Source organism: Candidatus Acidiferrales bacterium, assembly GCA_035934015.1.
In the GTDB taxonomy this organism is placed as follows: Bacteria; Acidobacteriota; Terriglobia; order Acidiferrales; family UBA7541; genus DAHUXN01.
The window spans coordinates 21,927-37,470 of record DASYYH010000011.1 but is presented as its reverse complement, the minus strand read 5'-3'; the positions used below and the strand labels follow the sequence as shown (position 1 = coordinate 37,470).

Here is a 15,544-nt window from a genome sequence, read left to right as displayed (position 1 = left end):
CCATGAGAGAACCGAAAATTATCGTCGTCGGTGGCGGCCTCGCAGGGCTGATGGCCACGATTCGCGTGGCCGAGTCCGGCGTGCCCGTCGAATTGTTTTCCATCGTTCCCGTGAAGCGCTCGCATTCCGTTTGCGCGCAAGGCGGCATCAACGCCGCGAAGAATCTGAAAGGCGAAGGTGACTCCACCTGGATTCACTTCGACGACACGATTTACGGCGGCGACTTCCTCGCTAATCAGCCCATCGTCAAAGGCATGTGCGAAGCCGCGCCGGCCATCATTGATTTGCTCGACCGCATGGGCGTCATGTTCAACCGCACGCCCGAGGGGCTGCTCGATTTTCGCCGTTTCGGCGGCACGCTCTATCACCGCACGGCCTTTGCCGGCGCAACCACCGGCCAGCAACTGCTCTATGCGCTCGATGAGCAGGTCCGCCGCTTCGAATCCGAAGGCAAAGTCCGCAAATTCGAAGGCTGGTCGTTCCTCTCCGCGGTCATCGACGAAAACAACGTCAGCCGCGGCATCTGCGCCATGGATTTGAAGACCATGGAAGTTCGCACGTTCCCCGCGGACGCCGTGATTTTCTGCACCGGTGGCATTGGCGCGATTTTCCGCCAGACCACGAATTCCGTCGTCTGCACCGGCATGGCGCAATCCGCGCTTTTCCAGCAGGGCGTTTATTACGCCAATGGCGAATTCATTCAAGTTCATCCCACGGCGATCCCCGGCGAAGACAAATGCCGGCTGATGAGCGAATCGCTGCGCGGCGAAGGCGGCCGCGTCTGGGTGCCGCGCAAAGCAGGCGACAATCGCCCTGCGCGCTCGATTCCGGAAAAAGAGCGCCTCTATTTCCTCGAGGAGTGGTATCCGAAGTACGGCAACCTCGTCCCACGCGACGTCGCCACGCGCGCGATTTACAAAATCGTCTTTGAAGAAAAACTCAGTTTGCCGGGCATGAACGCAGTCTATCTCGATCTCACGCACCTCCCGCGCGAGATGCTCGACCGCAAGCTCGAAGGTGTCCTCGAAATCTACCAAAAATTCGTCGGCCCCGATCCGCGCGAAGAGCCCATGAAGGTTTTCCCCGCGATGCACTACACCATGGGCGGCCTGTGGGTTGACAACGAACATCAGGCCACGAACATCGCCGGAATTTACGCCGCCGGCGAATGCGAATATCAGTATCACGGCGCGAATCGTCTCGGCGCGAATTCGCTCGTCTCGTGCATTTACGGCGGCATGGTCGCCGGCCCCGCCGCCGTGAAATATGCGCGCAATCTCGAAAAAGGCTGCGACGCCACACCCGAAAGTGTTTTCTACGCCGAAGCCAGCCGCCAGCGCGAGGCCAACGACAGCCTTCTCCACAGTCAGGGCACCGAAAATCCCATGACCATCTGGAAAGAGCTTGGCGATCTGATGACCGAGTACGTCACCGTCGTGCGCTACAACGCCAATCTCCAGAAGGCGCTGACGAAACTCGATGAACTGTACGATCGCTTCCGCCGCGTCAATCTCGCCGATCGCACGCAATGGTCGAATCAAACTTTGCAGTTCACGCGCGAGCTTGGCAACATGCTGATTCTCTCGAAGGTCATCGCCCTGGGCGCTCTGGCTCGCAATGAGACGCGCGGCGCGCACTACAAGCCCGAATTTCCCGAGCGCGACGACAAGAATTGGCTGAAGACAACGAAGGCCAGTTGGAACGGCGGCAAAATCAAGCTCGATTACGAGCCCGTGGATATTTCGCTTCTGCCACCGCGCGCGCGCAAGTATTGAGGAGGGTGACGGCCATGGAGATTCGAAGAGTTGGCTCGCAGCCTTCTGCCAAAGGGCCGTCAGAGTGGTTTACCGGCAATGTCCGCATCGATCCGCTCTTTCAGGCGCCGGATCCCGCGCTTGTTCAAGGAGCGAGCGTAACCTTCGAGCCCGGCGCGCGCACAGCATGGCATACGCACCCGCTCGGCCAGACTCTCATCGTCACGGCCGGCTGCGGATGGACGCAGCGCGAGGGCGGGCCGGTCGAGGAAATCCGGCCCGGCGATGTCGTCTGGATCGCGCCCGCGGAAAAGCATTGGCATGGCGCCACGCCAACCACGGCGATGACGCACATTGCCATTCAGGAAAAGCGCGACGGCAAGGTGGTCGACTGGATGGAGCATGTCACCGATGATCAATATCGCTGTTAGCCGCGCGCGTTCTGTTGCGCCCGCAGCAGCGAGCCTGCCTGCCGCAGGCAGGGAATCTGCAGTTTTCTTTTATTGTGCGACTCAGTAATCTGAACTGAGGCCCTATGCCGGAAAACACATTCATCGTTCGCATCAAACGCCAGGCCGGTCCCGACGAAGCCGTCCGCTGGCAGGAATTCGAGATTCGCTATCGCCCGCATCTCAACGTCATCACCTGCCTGCGCGACATCGCCGAACGGCCCGTCACGCGCTCCGGCGACGGCACGACTCCCGTCACCTACGACGCGAATTGCCTCGAAGAAGTCTGCGGCGCCTGCGCCATGCTCATCAATGGTTATCCGCGGCAGGCCTGCTCCGCGCTGGTTGACAATCTCGAAAAGCCCATTCGCCTCGAGCCGCTCACGAAATTCCCGCTGATCCGCGATCTGCAGGTGGATCGCTCCATCATGTTCGAAAATCTCAAGCGCATGCATTGCTGGGTCCCCATCGACGGCACATACGCCATCGGCGCCGGCCCGCGCATGTCGCCGGAAGATCAGCAGATCGGCTATCCCATGGCGCGCTGCATCACCTGCGGCAATTGCCTCGAGATTTGCCCGAAGGTCAACGAGCACACGCAATTCGTCGGCGCCGCCATCATCAATCAGGTTCGCCTGTTCAACATGCATCCCACCGGCAAAATGCACGCACGCGCGCGCCTCGAAGCCATGATGGGCCCGGGCGGCATTCAGGATTGCGACAATGCGCAGAATTGCGTCAAGGTCTGTCCCAAGAGCATTCCGCTCACTGAATCCAACAACGAAATCAATCGCCAGGTCTTGAAGCACGCCGTATGGGACTGGCTCAACTTCTCCGAAGGCCCCACTGTCCGCGACGATGAGTGGAAAAAGCTCGGCATCCAGAAATAGTTCATCGCTACGCGTCAAAACACCAAGATTTGTCATTCCGAGCGAGGATGCGTGTAGCATCCGACGAGGAATCTGCAGTTCTCTTTTGAATAGCGACTCCACAATCTTTTTGCTAGCCCGCTTTATCACTCATCCCTTGTCACTTGTCACTGTCTTGCGTTACTCTCTTTCGCCGAAGGAAGCCTCATCGATGAACAAACTCGCTTGCAGTATATGCAGCATCTTGCTCTTGGGGTTGCCAGTGATCGCATCCGCACAAACCGTGAAGATCTCCCAGCGCGCGCGCGATCTGCATTTCAGTTCCATCGTCATGGATACACATGACGACACGACGCAGCGCCTCCTCGATCCGAGCTTCGATCTCGCCGCACTCCACGAGGACGGCAATATCGACATCCCGCGCATGAAGGCCGGCGGCCTCGATGGCATCTTCTTCTCCATTTACATGCCCGGCACCATCACTGGGCCTGTCGCCGTCGAAAAAGCGCTCGATCAAATCGACGCTGTTCGCCGCGCGGTGATGATGCATCCGAACGACATCGTCCTTGCGCGCACCGCCGCCGATGTCCGCCGCGCCTTCGCCGAACACAAAATCGCCGCGCTCATGGGCGTCGAAGGCGGCCACATGATCAACGACGACCTCGCCGTCCTCGACACATTCGCGGCGCTCGGCGTCCGCTACATGACGCTCACGCACATGGTCAATACCGATTGGGCCGATTCCTCCACCGACAAACCCGCGCACAACGGCCTCACCGATTTCGGCAAGCAGGTCGTCCTGCGCATGAATCGTGACGGCATCATGATTGACATCTCGCATACTGCCGATAAGACGTTTTACGATGCCATCGCCACGAGCAAGGCTCCCATCATCGCCTCGCACTCCTCATGTCGCGCGCTTTGCAATGTCCCGCGCGACATGACCGACGACATGATTCGCACGCTCGCCGCGCACGGCGGCGTCATTCAGATCAATTATCACGTCGGTTTTCTCAGCCAGGAATATGCGGACTTCGTGAAAGCCCATCCGGACGTCATGAAGAAAATGAACGACGAAGTCGCCGCGAAGTGCGCCAACGCCGGCGAAGCGTGTTCGATCATGGCCGAGAACGAGCTTATCCACAAAATGATGCTCGACGGCACGCTGCCGCGCGTGGATTGGACGAAAATCGTTGATCACATCGACCACGCCGTGAAAATCGGCGGCGTCGACCACGTCGGCCTCGGCTCGGATTACGACGGCTCTGATATGCCTATCGGCATGGAAGACGTCACGCATCTGCCGGAGATCACCCAGGCGCTTCTCGACCGCGGCTACTCCGACGCCGACATCAAGAAAATCCTCGGCGAGAATACGCTGCGCGTCATGGCCGAATGCGAACGCGTCAGCCGCGAAATGCAAGGGGAAGGGAATTAAGCGCATTCGGCTCGCGCCGGAGGATGCGTGAGTGGAGAATAGTGCAGAATTATTTCGCGCGCTGCAAAGTCTGGTCGAGGCCTGGTGTGACCGCCGGTGCTTTCGCGCGCTGCGTGCCGTTCTTCCAGGCTATCCGCTCGCGTCTCCGCTCACAGACGGTTGGGGTGAGCTCCTCATCGCTCTCCAAAATGTCCGTGCTTTCGCGCGCGGCGAACTTACGGAAGCAGAACGGAATTCGTTGGAAGATTGTATACGAGCTGTCGATAAAGTTGTGCATCGGAACGAGCCACTCGAACGTATTTCGGTGAAGCGCGACAAGCGATTTTCTTAGCCGCCAGCGAAGCCTAGAAATAGCGCCTGGATTTGTCGTTCCGGGCTCGTCCGCCTGGATTGGCGAGTTTTTGTAGGGCCCGATTGGTTTTATCGGGCCGTTGCCGTCCGCAGGACGGCGCTCTCCCGCTTTACGTTATGATTTGAAACCTGGCGCCGATTATTTCTGATTCCGCTCCAGCCTCAGGATATAATTCGCGTTGCACATTTCTGGGAGGAACGGCGAAGAATGAAACTCGTGAAACTGCTCAACGCATCGGCATTCGCAATCGCGCTCTGCGCCTCTGCGGCGCTTGTTGCTTCGGCTCAGACCCGCGCGACGCACACGACCACACAAAGGAGACCCATGTCCACAGCTTCGCTTTTGCATCCGGCAACTCTCCATGCCACTGCGCCTCATGTCTATCATGTCCGTTTCCACACGACGAAGGGTTACTTCACCGTGGAAGTCAGGCGCGCATGGGCGCCCATCGGCGCCGACCGCTTTTATAATTTGTGCGAGCATCATTTTTATGACGGCGCCAGTCTTTTCCGCGTCGTGCCCGGCTTCGTCGTGCAATTCGGTCTCTCCGCTTCTCCCAATATTTCCAAGGCCTGGGCCAATGCCAATATCAAAGATGATCCCGTAAGCCAGACGAACAATCGCGGCTACATCACCTTCGCCACTGCCGGCCCGAATACGCGCACCACGCAGGTCTTCATCAATCTCGTCAATAATGGCCGCCTCGATGGCATGGGCTTCGCGCCATTCGGCAAAGTCACCGAAGGCATGGACGTCGTAGACAAATTCTTTGGCGGCTATGGTGACCATGGTCCCGATCAGGATCGCCTCACGCGGGAAGGGAAGCCCTACGTCGAGAAGGATTTTCCGAAGCTCGACACGATCATCACCGCGCACATCTTCGTGCCCGCGGCTCATCCTGCGACGCACCCCGCACCGCATACGCCGCCACACCCCGCGCCGCATTCCTAGAAGGATTGTCATTCCGAGCCCGGTCGCGCCTTTTGCGAACGGCGGCGAGGAACCTGTTTTTCGCCGTTGGATCGGCGGCTCGACGCTGCTGTGCCCGTAGCGCCGACCTTCAGGCCGGCGCGTTCAGTTCCATTGTGCGTCGCGTCTTTCTCTGGTGTACAATCCGCGCAAGGCTGCGCCCGGAACGCAATCCTGCGATGGGAGAATCACGATGAGCGGAAGAACGTTCAGAAACATCCTCCCTCTAACCGTCGCCATCTTGTTTGCGGCTATCTGAATGGCCTATGCGGCGCCAGGCGACGCCTTCATCGGCACTTGGAAGTTGAACGAAGCGAAATCCAAACTCCCCGCCGGTGCATTGAGAGTTTCCACGATCACCTACACGATGTCCGGCGGCAACATAACCTGCATTTTGGCTGGAACTGACGGGAGCGGCCATCCGTTCCAGAGTTCGTGGACCGGCAAATTCGACGGCAAATCCTACGCCGTCACCAACAGCTCGCCCGGGCTCACCGACATGCGTTCCTACCGGCTCATCAGCTCCCACATTCTTTCCGGCACGGAAATCGTCGCGGGCAAATTGGCCGACCGCGGGCGCCTCGTCGTTTCCCGAGATGGAAAGACGCTTACCGTCACTCCCTACCACACCGGCGCGGACGGCTCGGCGATGACCAGAACCACTTTTTACGACAAACAATAATCGCGTTTCGACAATCGCTTCTCTACTTCACGCTACAACGCCAAAGTCCCTGCCAGCTCCCTCACCGATGCCGCCGACTTCTCCAGCGCCGCACAAAAAGAGTTTGTGATTCCGAACCCGTTCGCCAGCTTGTGGCGAGCGGTGTGAGGCTTGCCCGCTGCGGCGGGAATCTGCTTTTTCTTTTCAAACGACCAGCGCGACCCGCTCCGTTACAGTCCGAGTATCCCCACCAGCTCCCGCACGGATGCCGACGACTTCTCCAGCGCCGCTTTTTCTTCTGTCGTCAGCTTGATTTCGACAATCTGCTCGATCCCGCGCGCGCCCAGTTTGCACGGCACGCCGACGAATAATCCCTTCACGCCGTATTCGCCCTCGAGATACGCCGCGCACGGCATGATTTTTTTCTTGTCCTTCAGGATCGCCTCGCACATCGCAAACGCCGCCGCCGAAGGCGCGTAGTACGCCGAGCCGGTCTTCAAATAATTCACAATCTCTCCGCCGCCCTTGCGCGTCCGCTGCACAATCGCCTCGACGCGTTCCTTCGGCAGCAAATCTGGCAGCGGAATTCCTGCCACGGTCGAATAGCGCGGCAGCGGCACCATATCGTCGCCGTGCCCGCCGAGCACGAAGCACGAAATATTCTCCACCGACACGTTCAGCTCCATCGAAATGAACGCCGCCATGCGCGCCGAATCCAGCACGCCCGCCATGCCCATCACGCGGTGCTTCGGAAAGCCGCTGATTTTGAACGCCGCCTGCGTCATCACGTCCAGCGGATTCGTCACCACAATCAAAATCGCGTTCGGCGAAAGTTTGACGATCGGCTGGACGACGCCTTTGATCACCTCGTAATTCGCCTTCAACAAATCGTCGCGGCTCATTCCCGCCTTGCGCGGAAATCCTGCTGTAATCACCACGATGTCGCTGTTCTCCGTCTCTTTATAATCGCCCGTGCCCGTCGAAATTCCTTTCGCGGCGACGCTCGCGCCCGAAATCGGCGCCGACTCCAGCATGTCCAGCGCCTTTCCCGTCGGCACGCCGTCCAGAATATCCGTCAGCACCACGTCCGCCAGCCCCGAATCCACCAGCCGCTGCGCCGTCGTCGCCCCGACGTTCCCTCCGCCCACCACCGTCACTTTCTTTCTCATCTTCTCTCCTGGAAATAATTGCGATTAAGCAGCCCTGCGCGAAACACAAAAGTGTAAATGTTAAGGCGTTCAGTTGGAAGCCAAAAGTGCATCGCGCAAATCAACGGCAAAGACTGACGCAAACTTGGCCTCTAGAGCAGCCAGTTATCGAGACTTCATGTGGCCGTCGGTATACAATGACGGAGATTTCTAGAACCACACTCATTCTAATAACGTATGCGAGCGTTATCTATTGCAGGAGTGTTTGCACTTTATGTGGCTGTCTGCGAACTGACGGACTATCTACTGGTGCGCAGACCAGCTGTACAAGCCTTTCCACCCAAGCTCGGCTGGCGGTTACTCCGCTGGTTTGGTATCGCTGCGTGTGTTGCAGCAATTTGGGGACGAGTTCACGGCATCGTGGCGCGCCCAAACAGTTGGCCTCTTTGGGTCTACATCCTCTTGTTATTGTTTTGGGTCTTCTGGCCTCGCTCTGTGTTGGTGGATTCCTCAGGCATTTCTTCATGCAGTCTCTTCGGCATTCTTCGTCGCTCAATCCTTTGGGCTCAGACCTCGCGAATCGCTTGTGATTGGCAGGAAGAAAATCTCAACGTCAACTTCTTTCAAACGATCTGGACGTTTATGGGCACCCGTATCACCGTCACAAGTCGGGACGGGATAAGGATCCAACACGGTGTCGTTAACCAAAAACAGGGAATCTTCCTCGATGCACTCAGGCGCCATTTGTCGCCCGAGGTATTCGACCCGGGTCTCTACGATTGGCATCCCTAGGGGATGTCCATCTCGTACCCTCGACCCTTTGGCGAAGGACCAAGGTGTTCCCGATTCGCGCCCTGCGTTTTCTCGCCACTAGTCACTCGCCACTGCCTTTTGCCCCATATTCTCAATAATCGCCGACGCGAACTCCGACGTCTTCACCTTCGTCGCGCCCGGCATCATCCGCTCCAAATCATACGTCACGCGCTTCTGCTGAATCGTCCGCTCGATTCCGTTCTCGATCAGCGACGCTACTTCATTCCATCCCATGAACTCAAACATCATCGCCCCGCTCAGCATCACCGACGCTGGATTAATCACATCCTGGTCCGCATATTTCGGCGCCGTTCCGTGCGTCGCCTCGAAGACGCCATATCCATCGCCGATATTCGCGCCCGGCGCCATTCCCAGCCCGCCGACCTGCGCCGCGCACGCGTCCGACAAATAATCGCCATTCAAATTCGGCGTCGCGAACACCTGATACTCGCCCGCGCGCGTCAAAATCTGCTGAAACACCGAATCCGCGATCCGGTCGTTCACCAGAATTTTGTTCTTCCACGCGCCGTGCCCGTGCGAAGCGTAAATCGCATCGAGCGTTGACTTCACCTCCGCGGCCACTTCCTTGCGAAATTGCTCCGGCGCATTTTCCAGCCCCGGCTCAATCATCGCCGCGTTTTGCTCCGCGCTGATTCCCGGATTTTTGTCCAGATTGTCCAGAATCCAGCTTTCGCGCTCGGTCACAATCTTGTCGCGAAACTCCGCCTTCGCCAGCTCGTATCCCCAGTCGCGAAACGCGCCCTCCGTGAATTTCATGATGTTGCCCTTGTGCACCAGCGTCACCACGCGCCGGTTGTGCTCAATCGCATGCTGAATCGCGCGCCGCACCAGACGCTTCGTCCCTGTCGGCGAAATCGGCTTGATGCCTATGCCCGAATCTTCGCGGACATGCTTTTTCCCTTGCAGCATATCTTCGTTCAGGAATTTCAGCAGCTTCGCCGCTTCCGGCGTCCCCGACCGCCACTCGATTCCCGCGTACACGTCCTCAGTGTTCTCGCGGAAGATCACCACATTCATCTTCTCCGGATTCCGCACCGGCGATGGCACGCCCGGAAAATAACGCACTGGCCGCACGCACGCGTAGAGCTCCAGCATTTGCCGCAGCGTCACGTTCAGCGAACGAATCCCTCCGCCCACCGGCGTCGTCAGCGGCCCTTTGATCGCCACGCGAAAATCGCGGATCGCCTCGACCGTATCCTGCGGCAGCCACTCGTTGAATTTGCGAAACGCTTTTTCTCCCGCGAACACTTCCAGCCACGCCACTTTGCGTTTCCCGCCGAACGCGTGCTCCACCGCCGCGTCAAAAACTCTTCGTGATGCTCGCCAGATGTCCCGCCCCGTCCCATCGCCCTCGATGAACGGAATTATGGGATTGGTCGGCACTTGGAACTGTCCGGTCGTAGAGTGTTTCGCAGAAACACTCGAAGATCCTGAGCGTTCTTCGCGAAGGGCACCGTTCACCCCACTCGAATACTCAATCCCGCTTCCATCCTTCGGCACTTCCATCCCGCTATATGATTGCTTCATTCTGTTTTCTCCAAAATGTCCTCAAAACATTTGACGATACCACGACACCGCGCGCCTAACCAACCGGAGAAGGCTCATCGTGTGACAATTCCGCATAGTGCTTGCATTGTGAATCACATTTGTCTCAAATTCACCGGCGAGACGCCTTTACGTTGTCATTCCGAGCGAGGATGCGACTAGCATCCGACGAGGAATCTGCAGTGTGGCACAGGCCTGCCGCAGGCAGGCTCTCAGCCTGTGTGCTGTCCCAGTATACTCGTTGCATCGTAATCAGCGCGAGAGTACGATTCCGCATCCATGGGAAATGAATCCATCAACAAAGTAAGTCTTCCGCTATCCCAGCTTAGGATTTTATCCTCCCTCCTCTTGCTGTCGCTTCTCATTCTGCCGCTTGCTTCTTGGGTCCTCGGCGACTCCAGTAAAGATGCGGACGCGCGCGCGCAGGCCGTGGCCCTCTTCGCGAAGGCGCTTGCCGTCAGCGATCTCCGCGCGCCGGGCTCGCCGCCATTCGAGATGCGCGGCACGATTACGGTTGAACAAGAGAACCACAAACCAGCCATAAGCGGCACGTATCTTCTGAAGTGGGCCTCGCCGGAAAAGTGGCGCGAGGAAATCGCTTTTGCCAATTACACGCACATTCGCGTCGGAGGGGAAAATCAGTACTGGCAGTCGCGTACGACGCAGTATGAAATCGAGCCTGTTTTACAGCTATATGGCGGGCTGGGCTTCCTTAAATCGCTTCACGTTTGGGCAAGGCCAGCGGCCATTGCTGCGCTAAAAGAAATCAAGTTGCACCAAAAGAAAGAACATGGAGCCAAACTTGACTGCGTGACCTTGACACAGGAAGGAGAGAAGTACGGTTCCGACTACTGCTTCGATTCCGTAAGCGGGGTGCTTGTAAACGAATTTCGAGGTGCGAGCGAATATTCCAACTTTATTTCCTTCGCTGGAAAGCACTTTCCAGGTTCTATTCGTTCCAACGCCGAAGATGCGCCCGCAGTCACGCTCACGGTAAATTCCATACTGCCCCTCGTCCTGACCGACGACGGAGATTTTCAGCCGCCGCAAAACTCCACGGTTTGGCCTGCCTGCGACGATCCTGATAATGTACCCATGCTTAAGTCCGCGGTTTTTCCTGCATACCCAGCAGGAGCGGAAAGGGCTCGTAGGCAAGGCACAGTCACTGTTTATGGCGTCCTTGGAATAGACGGACGGTTGAGCAATCTCGCGGCCTTGGGCGCTCCGGATAAGTCACTTGCCGAGGCCGCCCTAGCGGCCATGGCGAAGTGGAAATATACTCCCGAAACCTGCCGTGGTACACCTGTTCCCGATGAAAGCCTTCTGATGGTTAGATTCGACGTGCAGTAATCCGCCGGGACGGGAACCTGCTTTCCTTACCCAGCCACCGTCGTCTCGTAAATCCCTCTCATCGACCGCCGCGTGGCCATCACCGCACCATACAAATTTCCATGCACGGGTTCACCCTGAGCGTTTTGTGCGAACGGCGACGGCGCAGGCGACGTTTCGTCAGGGCACGGCTTCTTGTCCTGAAGAATGAAGCGCAGCCGTGCCAAAAAGAACGCCTCGTCGCGCTTCTTCCTTTTGCGCTTCCTCATCCGTGCAAGGTCTTCGTTGTTCCATAAATGTTCGTCAAAACCAAGTTACTTCGAACCCTCGACCACCATCGCCTGATAGATTTGCCGAACTGCATTTCGCGTTGATGCGAGTCTCTCCTGCAAGCTGCCCACAGCGCTCACGCCCCATTGTTTCATCATCGCCATCACTCTCGGCATCTGCGCCGGCTCCGGCAGCGCGTTCGACGCTCTTCCCAGCGCCAGCCGCATCGCATGATCCAGCGAACTCAATTCAGCCAATCGCTTTGACACACGTGCCGAGACTCCTTACACTGTAACCATGGAAGTTCATCTCAAGCCCGAGACGCAATCGCTCCTCAAGGAACTGGCCTCCAAAAGCGGCCGTCCCGCCGATGAGCTCGTCGAAGACGCCATGGCTGCTTATCTCAGCGAAGTAGCTGACGTGCGAAGTATGCTCGATAGTCGCTACGAGGATTTAAAGAGCGGCCGCGCCAAGCCCGTCGACGGCGAACGCTTCTTCGAAGACCTGCGCGACCGCGAAAGAAATCTCGCCGAGCGCCGTTCATCTCGCCGAAATGAGCGATGATCGCGGTTTTTACCTTCACCCAGGGGCCGCGCAAGACATCACCGAAGTTTGGCAATTCATCGCCGATGACAATCCTGGCGCGGCTGGAAATTTTCGCAACGAAATCCTCGAAGCCATTCGCGGGCTTGTAAAATTCCCTCGTCAGGGCCACTTGCGTCCTGGCCTCACTTCGAAACCACTGCGCTTTCAAACTGTTCGCGAATATTTGATCGCCTACGCGCCGGATGAAAAGCCGCTCGTCGTCATCGCTGTAATTCACGGTCGTCGCAGTCCACGCGTTATGGCAGCCACTTTGCGCGCCAGAAAATAGCGGGCTGAGCCACTTACGCGAGCACAGTCCTATCATAAACTTTGCGCACCGCCCGCCGCATCCCCGCCACCGCATCAAACAAACTCCCATGCACCGGTTTACCCTGAGCTTGCCCGCCGTGGCGGGCGAAGTCGAAGGGCACTCCCCACTCCTTCATCATGGCCATCACTCTCGGCATCTGCGCCGGTTCCGGCAACGCATTCGACGCTCTCCCCAGCGCCAGCCGCATCGCATGATCCAGCGAACGGTAAAACGTCGCCGCCTCCCGCAGCACTTCCACATCCTGCCGTCGGAGGCCCGGCGCGTTTTCTGCGGAGGGCCGAAGATCCTGAGCGCCGTTTGCGAAGGGCCGCAGACCTGCATTCAATGCCTCAATCTGCCGCAACACATTTCCCGGATTCGCCGTCGCAATCCCTCCCGTCAGCGCGAGAAACGCCACAACGTACTCAATGTCGAAAAATCCTCCCGCGGATGTTTTAAATCCCGTCGCGCCCTCCGGACGCTCCCGCTCCAGCCGCTCGCGCATGTGCGCCAATTGTCGCCGCAATTCCGCCGGATCGCCGCCATGCGCCGCCGCAAATCGTTTGCGCAGCGCATCTCGCATCTCGCCCAAAATCTTCTCGCCCAGCGCCACATTTCCCGCCACCGCACGCGCTTTCAGATACGTCGCCGCTTCCCATCCTTCCGCGTCGCGCGAAAAATATTCCAGAAAATATTTCGCTCCCTGCACGATCTCGCCTTCGCCGCCTCGAGGACGCAGCCGCGTGTCCACCGGCAGCAGCAGCCCTTCGCTCGTATAACTTCCCGCGACGTGAATGAACCGCTCCGCGAGCCGCCGCCACGCGACCATTTCTTCCTCGCTCACGTCCGGCCCTGCGAGAAACACCACATCCGCGTCCGACCCGATGTCGAATTCGCCCGCGCCCAGCCGTCCCAGCGCGATCACCGCAAACGGCTCCGATTCCCACGCGACCCCTTGCACTTCCTCCTGCGCCGCCAACTCCAGCGCGCTGCGCAACGATTCTTCCGCGATGCGCGTCAGATTCGCGAATGTCTCGAAGGGTTTCGTCTCGCCGAGAATTGATTTCGCCGCCGCACGCAGCGTTTCATCGTGTTCGCGCCGCCGCAGCGACTCCATCGTCGGCAGGAAAGGCAGTTCGCGCGCTCCCGCATCGTCCGTGCGAAAAATCCGCTCGATAGCGTGCGGATCGCGGATCAACGTCTCTGCCGCGAAATCGCTCCGCGCGAAAAGCTCCGCCGCGCGGTCGAGCCATTCCGCGTTCTGCTCCAGTTCGTGCGCCAGGGCCACATCGAGCAGCGCCGACTCCAGAAATTTCTCCACGCCGCGTCGCGCAAAGGAGTCGCTTTGCGCGCGATGCCGCATCAATCGCTCCGCCAGCGCCGGAAATTCCGTCCGCAGCCGCACGAGCAGCGCATCCGCGCCCAGCGAACGCATTTCCGGTATCCGTTCGCCCGCTCGCGCCGCCGCGCTCTCCGCATCTCGCTCCGTCATCGGCAGCGACTGCATGTAAATCGCGCGCACTTCTTCGAAATATCGCCGCGTCTGCTCCAGCAGGATTTCTCCCGCGCTTCGTCCATCCGCCGCCTCGATTCCGCACCGTCGCGCGATGCGTTCGAGCGCTCCGGCCTTTTGCGGCAGCGTGTGCTCCTGCAATCCGTCGCGCAGTTGCAGCCGGTGCTCGACTTTGCGCAGAAATTGATACGCTGAGCCCAGCAGAAAAAAATCCCGCTGCGACAAATATCCTTTGTCGTGCAAATGCTGCAGCGCCACGAGTGTCGATCCCGATCCGCGCGACGTCAGCCACGGATCGCGCCCGCCGTGTACGCGCTGCAAACATTGCGCCAGAAATTCGATGTCGCGAATTCCTCCCGGCGTCAGCTTGACGTTCCACGCCGCCGCGTAACCTTCGTCCGTCGCGCCGCCGCGCCGCAGCGACCGCGAAATTTCTTCGCGCGCGTTCAGCACCGCTTCCACCGCCGCCAGATGGAACTCCTGCCGGAAAATCAGCGGCCGCACTTCGCGCAAGAATTTCTCGCCGGTCGCAACTTCTCCCGCCGACACGCGCGCTTTGATCAGCATCTGCAATTCCCATTCGCGCGCGCGCGTCCGGTAATAATCGAGCGCCGCCGGCAGACTGATCGCCAGATCGCCGAGTTGTCCTTCCGGCCGCAATCGCATGTCCACGCGAAAAACCGCGCCCTCCGGCGTCGCCTCCGTCAGCAATTTCAGAATCGCCTGCGCCAGCCGCACAAAGTATTCGAGGTTCGCGATTTTCCCCACCGTGCCGCCCGCCGTCGCGCCGTCGTGGTCGTAGAAAAACATCAAATCGATGTCCGAGCTGTAATTCAGTTCCTGTCCGCCGAGTTTTCCGAGGGAAATCACCGTCATCCGCGCGGGCTGCAAATTGTCCTGCGACGCCGCGCTCGCGTCGCTCCATTGCGGCACGCCATACAAATTCTCCAGATGCTGCGCCGCAATCCGCAGCGCGCGCTCGATCAGCACGTCAGCGAGATCCGAAAGCTCCAGCGAAGTTTCCGCCAGCGACGCCAGATTCAGCACGTCGCGCAGCGTGATGCGCAGGTACTCGCGCCGCTTGAATCGTGCCAGAAAAACCGCCGGCGGCAGGTCGAATGCCATCGTCGAAGACCGGTAGCAGTCTTCGAGCAAATCGTCGTGCGATTTCATCCGCTCGATGCCTTCGCGCGCGCCGCGCCGGTCCAGCCACAAAATCAGTTCCGGCTGCTGCACGAGCGATTCGGAGAGAAATCGGCTGTAGCTGAAAAGCGTCAGCAGATAATGCAGCGCCGCGCGGTGAACCTCGATGTGTCGAATGACCGTCTGCGGAGCCGCGCGCCAGAATCGTTCCAGAAAATTCAGTGCGTCGTCGGGGCTGGGAACTTGTTCGAGCAGCGTCGGCAGCGCCGCCCACACCGCCGCCGGCAGTTGCGGCTGCAGAATCGCCAGATTCGCCTCCGCCGCCAGCGGCTCATTGAATTTTATTTCTGCAAACGCCGCATCCATCTCGCTCAG

General features: G+C 58.8%; 15 protein-coding genes. 10 read left to right on the top strand and 5 right to left on the bottom strand.

What is annotated here, in order from left to right; genetic code table 11:
• Nucleotides 1-2: 2 nt before the first annotated feature.
• From sdhA to VGR81_05160, 6 genes are all read left to right on the top strand, one after another.
• Nucleotides 3-1,775: a succinate dehydrogenase flavoprotein subunit gene (gene sdhA, locus VGR81_05185; GenBank protein HEV2288330.1), complete on the top strand. Its 1,773-nt coding sequence runs from the start codon at nucleotides 3-5 to the stop codon at nucleotides 1,773-1,775.
• A gap of 14 nt (nucleotides 1,776-1,789) precedes the next feature.
• A complete protein-coding gene (locus tag VGR81_05180) occupies nucleotides 1,790-2,185 on the top strand; it encodes a cupin domain-containing protein (protein ID HEV2288329.1) in 396 nt (131 codons plus the stop codon).
• Nucleotides 2,186-2,289: 104 nt separating this feature from the next.
• Entirely contained in the window at nucleotides 2,290-3,093 is an 804-nt protein-coding gene (gene sdhB / locus VGR81_05175) for a succinate dehydrogenase iron-sulfur subunit (protein HEV2288328.1), read from the top strand.
• 190 nt (nucleotides 3,094-3,283) lie between these two features.
• Nucleotides 3,284-4,510 (top strand): dipeptidase, encoded by a 1,227-nt coding sequence (locus VGR81_05170; GenBank protein HEV2288327.1) that lies wholly within the window; start codon nucleotides 3,284-3,286, stop codon nucleotides 4,508-4,510.
• A gap of 559 nt (nucleotides 4,511-5,069) precedes the next feature.
• Nucleotides 5,070-5,813, top strand: coding sequence for a peptidylprolyl isomerase (locus VGR81_05165; protein HEV2288326.1), 744 nt, complete (start codon nucleotides 5,070-5,072; stop codon nucleotides 5,811-5,813).
• Nucleotides 5,814-6,090: 277 nt separating this feature from the next.
• Nucleotides 6,091-6,513 (top strand): hypothetical protein, encoded by a 423-nt coding sequence (locus tag VGR81_05160; protein HEV2288325.1) that lies wholly within the window; start codon nucleotides 6,091-6,093, stop codon nucleotides 6,511-6,513.
• A 209-nt stretch (nucleotides 6,514-6,722) separates the two neighbouring features.
• Here VGR81_05160 and mdh read toward each other — a convergent pair whose 3' ends face one another.
• Nucleotides 6,723-7,661 (bottom strand): malate dehydrogenase, encoded by a 939-nt coding sequence (gene mdh, locus VGR81_05155; GenBank protein ID HEV2288324.1) that lies wholly within the window; start codon nucleotides 7,659-7,661, stop codon nucleotides 6,723-6,725.
• Between the two features lie 255 nt (nucleotides 7,662-7,916).
• Between mdh and VGR81_05150 the strand changes: the two genes are divergently transcribed.
• Nucleotides 7,917-8,432, top strand: a complete 516-nt coding sequence (locus tag VGR81_05150; GenBank protein HEV2288323.1) for a hypothetical protein — start codon at nucleotides 7,917-7,919, stop codon at nucleotides 8,430-8,432.
• A 78-nt stretch (nucleotides 8,433-8,510) separates the two neighbouring features.
• Here the strand turns inward: VGR81_05150 and VGR81_05145 are convergent, their stop codons facing one another.
• Nucleotides 8,511-10,001: an NADP-dependent isocitrate dehydrogenase gene (locus tag VGR81_05145; protein ID HEV2288322.1), complete on the bottom strand. Its 1,491-nt coding sequence runs from the start codon at nucleotides 9,999-10,001 to the stop codon at nucleotides 8,511-8,513.
• Nucleotides 10,002-10,298: 297 nt separating this feature from the next.
• Between VGR81_05145 and VGR81_05140 the strand changes: the two genes are divergently transcribed.
• On the top strand, nucleotides 10,299-11,369 hold the full coding sequence (locus VGR81_05140; protein HEV2288321.1) for a TonB family protein: 1,071 nt from the start codon (nucleotides 10,299-10,301) through the stop codon (nucleotides 11,367-11,369).
• Between the two features lie 26 nt (nucleotides 11,370-11,395).
• Here VGR81_05140 and VGR81_05135 read toward each other — a convergent pair whose 3' ends face one another.
• Together VGR81_05135 and VGR81_05130 are read right to left on the bottom strand one after the other, a co-directional pair.
• Nucleotides 11,396-11,617 carry a hypothetical protein gene (locus VGR81_05135; protein ID HEV2288320.1) on the bottom strand — a complete coding sequence of 74 codons (222 nt, stop codon included), beginning with the start codon at nucleotides 11,615-11,617 and terminating at the stop codon, nucleotides 11,396-11,398.
• A 45-nt stretch (nucleotides 11,618-11,662) separates the two neighbouring features.
• On the bottom strand, nucleotides 11,663-11,887 hold the full coding sequence (locus VGR81_05130) for a hypothetical protein (protein HEV2288319.1): 225 nt from the start codon (nucleotides 11,885-11,887) through the stop codon (nucleotides 11,663-11,665).
• A gap of 28 nt (nucleotides 11,888-11,915) precedes the next feature.
• Here VGR81_05130 and VGR81_05125 point away from each other — a divergent pair, with 28 nt between their 5' ends.
• Complete coding sequence (locus VGR81_05125) at nucleotides 11,916-12,182, top strand: hypothetical protein (protein ID HEV2288318.1); 267 nt, start codon at nucleotides 11,916-11,918, stop codon at nucleotides 12,180-12,182.
• The gene (locus VGR81_05120) at nucleotides 12,172-12,492 is read left to right on the top strand and encodes a type II toxin-antitoxin system RelE/ParE family toxin (protein ID HEV2288317.1); all 321 of its coding nucleotides are present in this window, start codon (nucleotides 12,172-12,174) and stop codon (nucleotides 12,490-12,492) included. Before VGR81_05125 ends, VGR81_05120 begins: the two co-directional genes overlap by 11 nt.
• 13 nt (nucleotides 12,493-12,505) lie before the next feature.
• Here VGR81_05120 and VGR81_05115 read toward each other — a convergent pair whose 3' ends face one another.
• Nucleotides 12,506-15,535, bottom strand: a complete 3,030-nt coding sequence (locus VGR81_05115; GenBank protein ID HEV2288316.1) for a hypothetical protein — start codon at nucleotides 15,533-15,535, stop codon at nucleotides 12,506-12,508.
• Nucleotides 15,536-15,544 lie beyond the last annotated feature (9 nt).

Coding starts and splice junctions, on each gene's coding strand:
- sdhA (HEV2288330.1), top strand. CDS start 3: ATGAGAGAACCGAAAATTATCGTCGTCGGTGGCGGCCTCGCAGGGCTG.
- VGR81_05180 (HEV2288329.1), top strand. CDS start 1,790: ATGGAGATTCGAAGAGTTGGCTCGCAGCCTTCTGCCAAAGGGCCGTCA.
- sdhB (HEV2288328.1), top strand. CDS start 2,290: ATGCCGGAAAACACATTCATCGTTCGCATCAAACGCCAGGCCGGTCCC.
- VGR81_05170 (HEV2288327.1), top strand. CDS start 3,284: ATGAACAAACTCGCTTGCAGTATATGCAGCATCTTGCTCTTGGGGTTG.
- VGR81_05165 (HEV2288326.1), top strand. CDS start 5,070: ATGAAACTCGTGAAACTGCTCAACGCATCGGCATTCGCAATCGCGCTC.
- VGR81_05160 (HEV2288325.1), top strand. CDS start 6,091: ATGGCCTATGCGGCGCCAGGCGACGCCTTCATCGGCACTTGGAAGTTG.
- mdh (HEV2288324.1), bottom strand. CDS start 7,661: ATGAGAAAGAAAGTGACGGTGGTGGGCGGAGGGAACGTCGGGGCGACG.
- VGR81_05145 (HEV2288322.1), bottom strand. CDS start 10,001: ATGAAGCAATCATATAGCGGGATGGAAGTGCCGAAGGATGGAAGCGGG.
- VGR81_05140 (HEV2288321.1), top strand. CDS start 10,299: ATGGGAAATGAATCCATCAACAAAGTAAGTCTTCCGCTATCCCAGCTT.
- VGR81_05135 (HEV2288320.1), bottom strand. CDS start 11,617: ATGAGGAAGCGCAAAAGGAAGAAGCGCGACGAGGCGTTCTTTTTGGCA.
- VGR81_05125 (HEV2288318.1), top strand. CDS start 11,916: ATGGAAGTTCATCTCAAGCCCGAGACGCAATCGCTCCTCAAGGAACTG.
- VGR81_05120 (HEV2288317.1), top strand. CDS start 12,172: ATGAGCGATGATCGCGGTTTTTACCTTCACCCAGGGGCCGCGCAAGAC.
- VGR81_05115 (HEV2288316.1), bottom strand. CDS start 15,535: ATGGATGCGGCGTTTGCAGAAATAAAATTCAATGAGCCGCTGGCGGCG.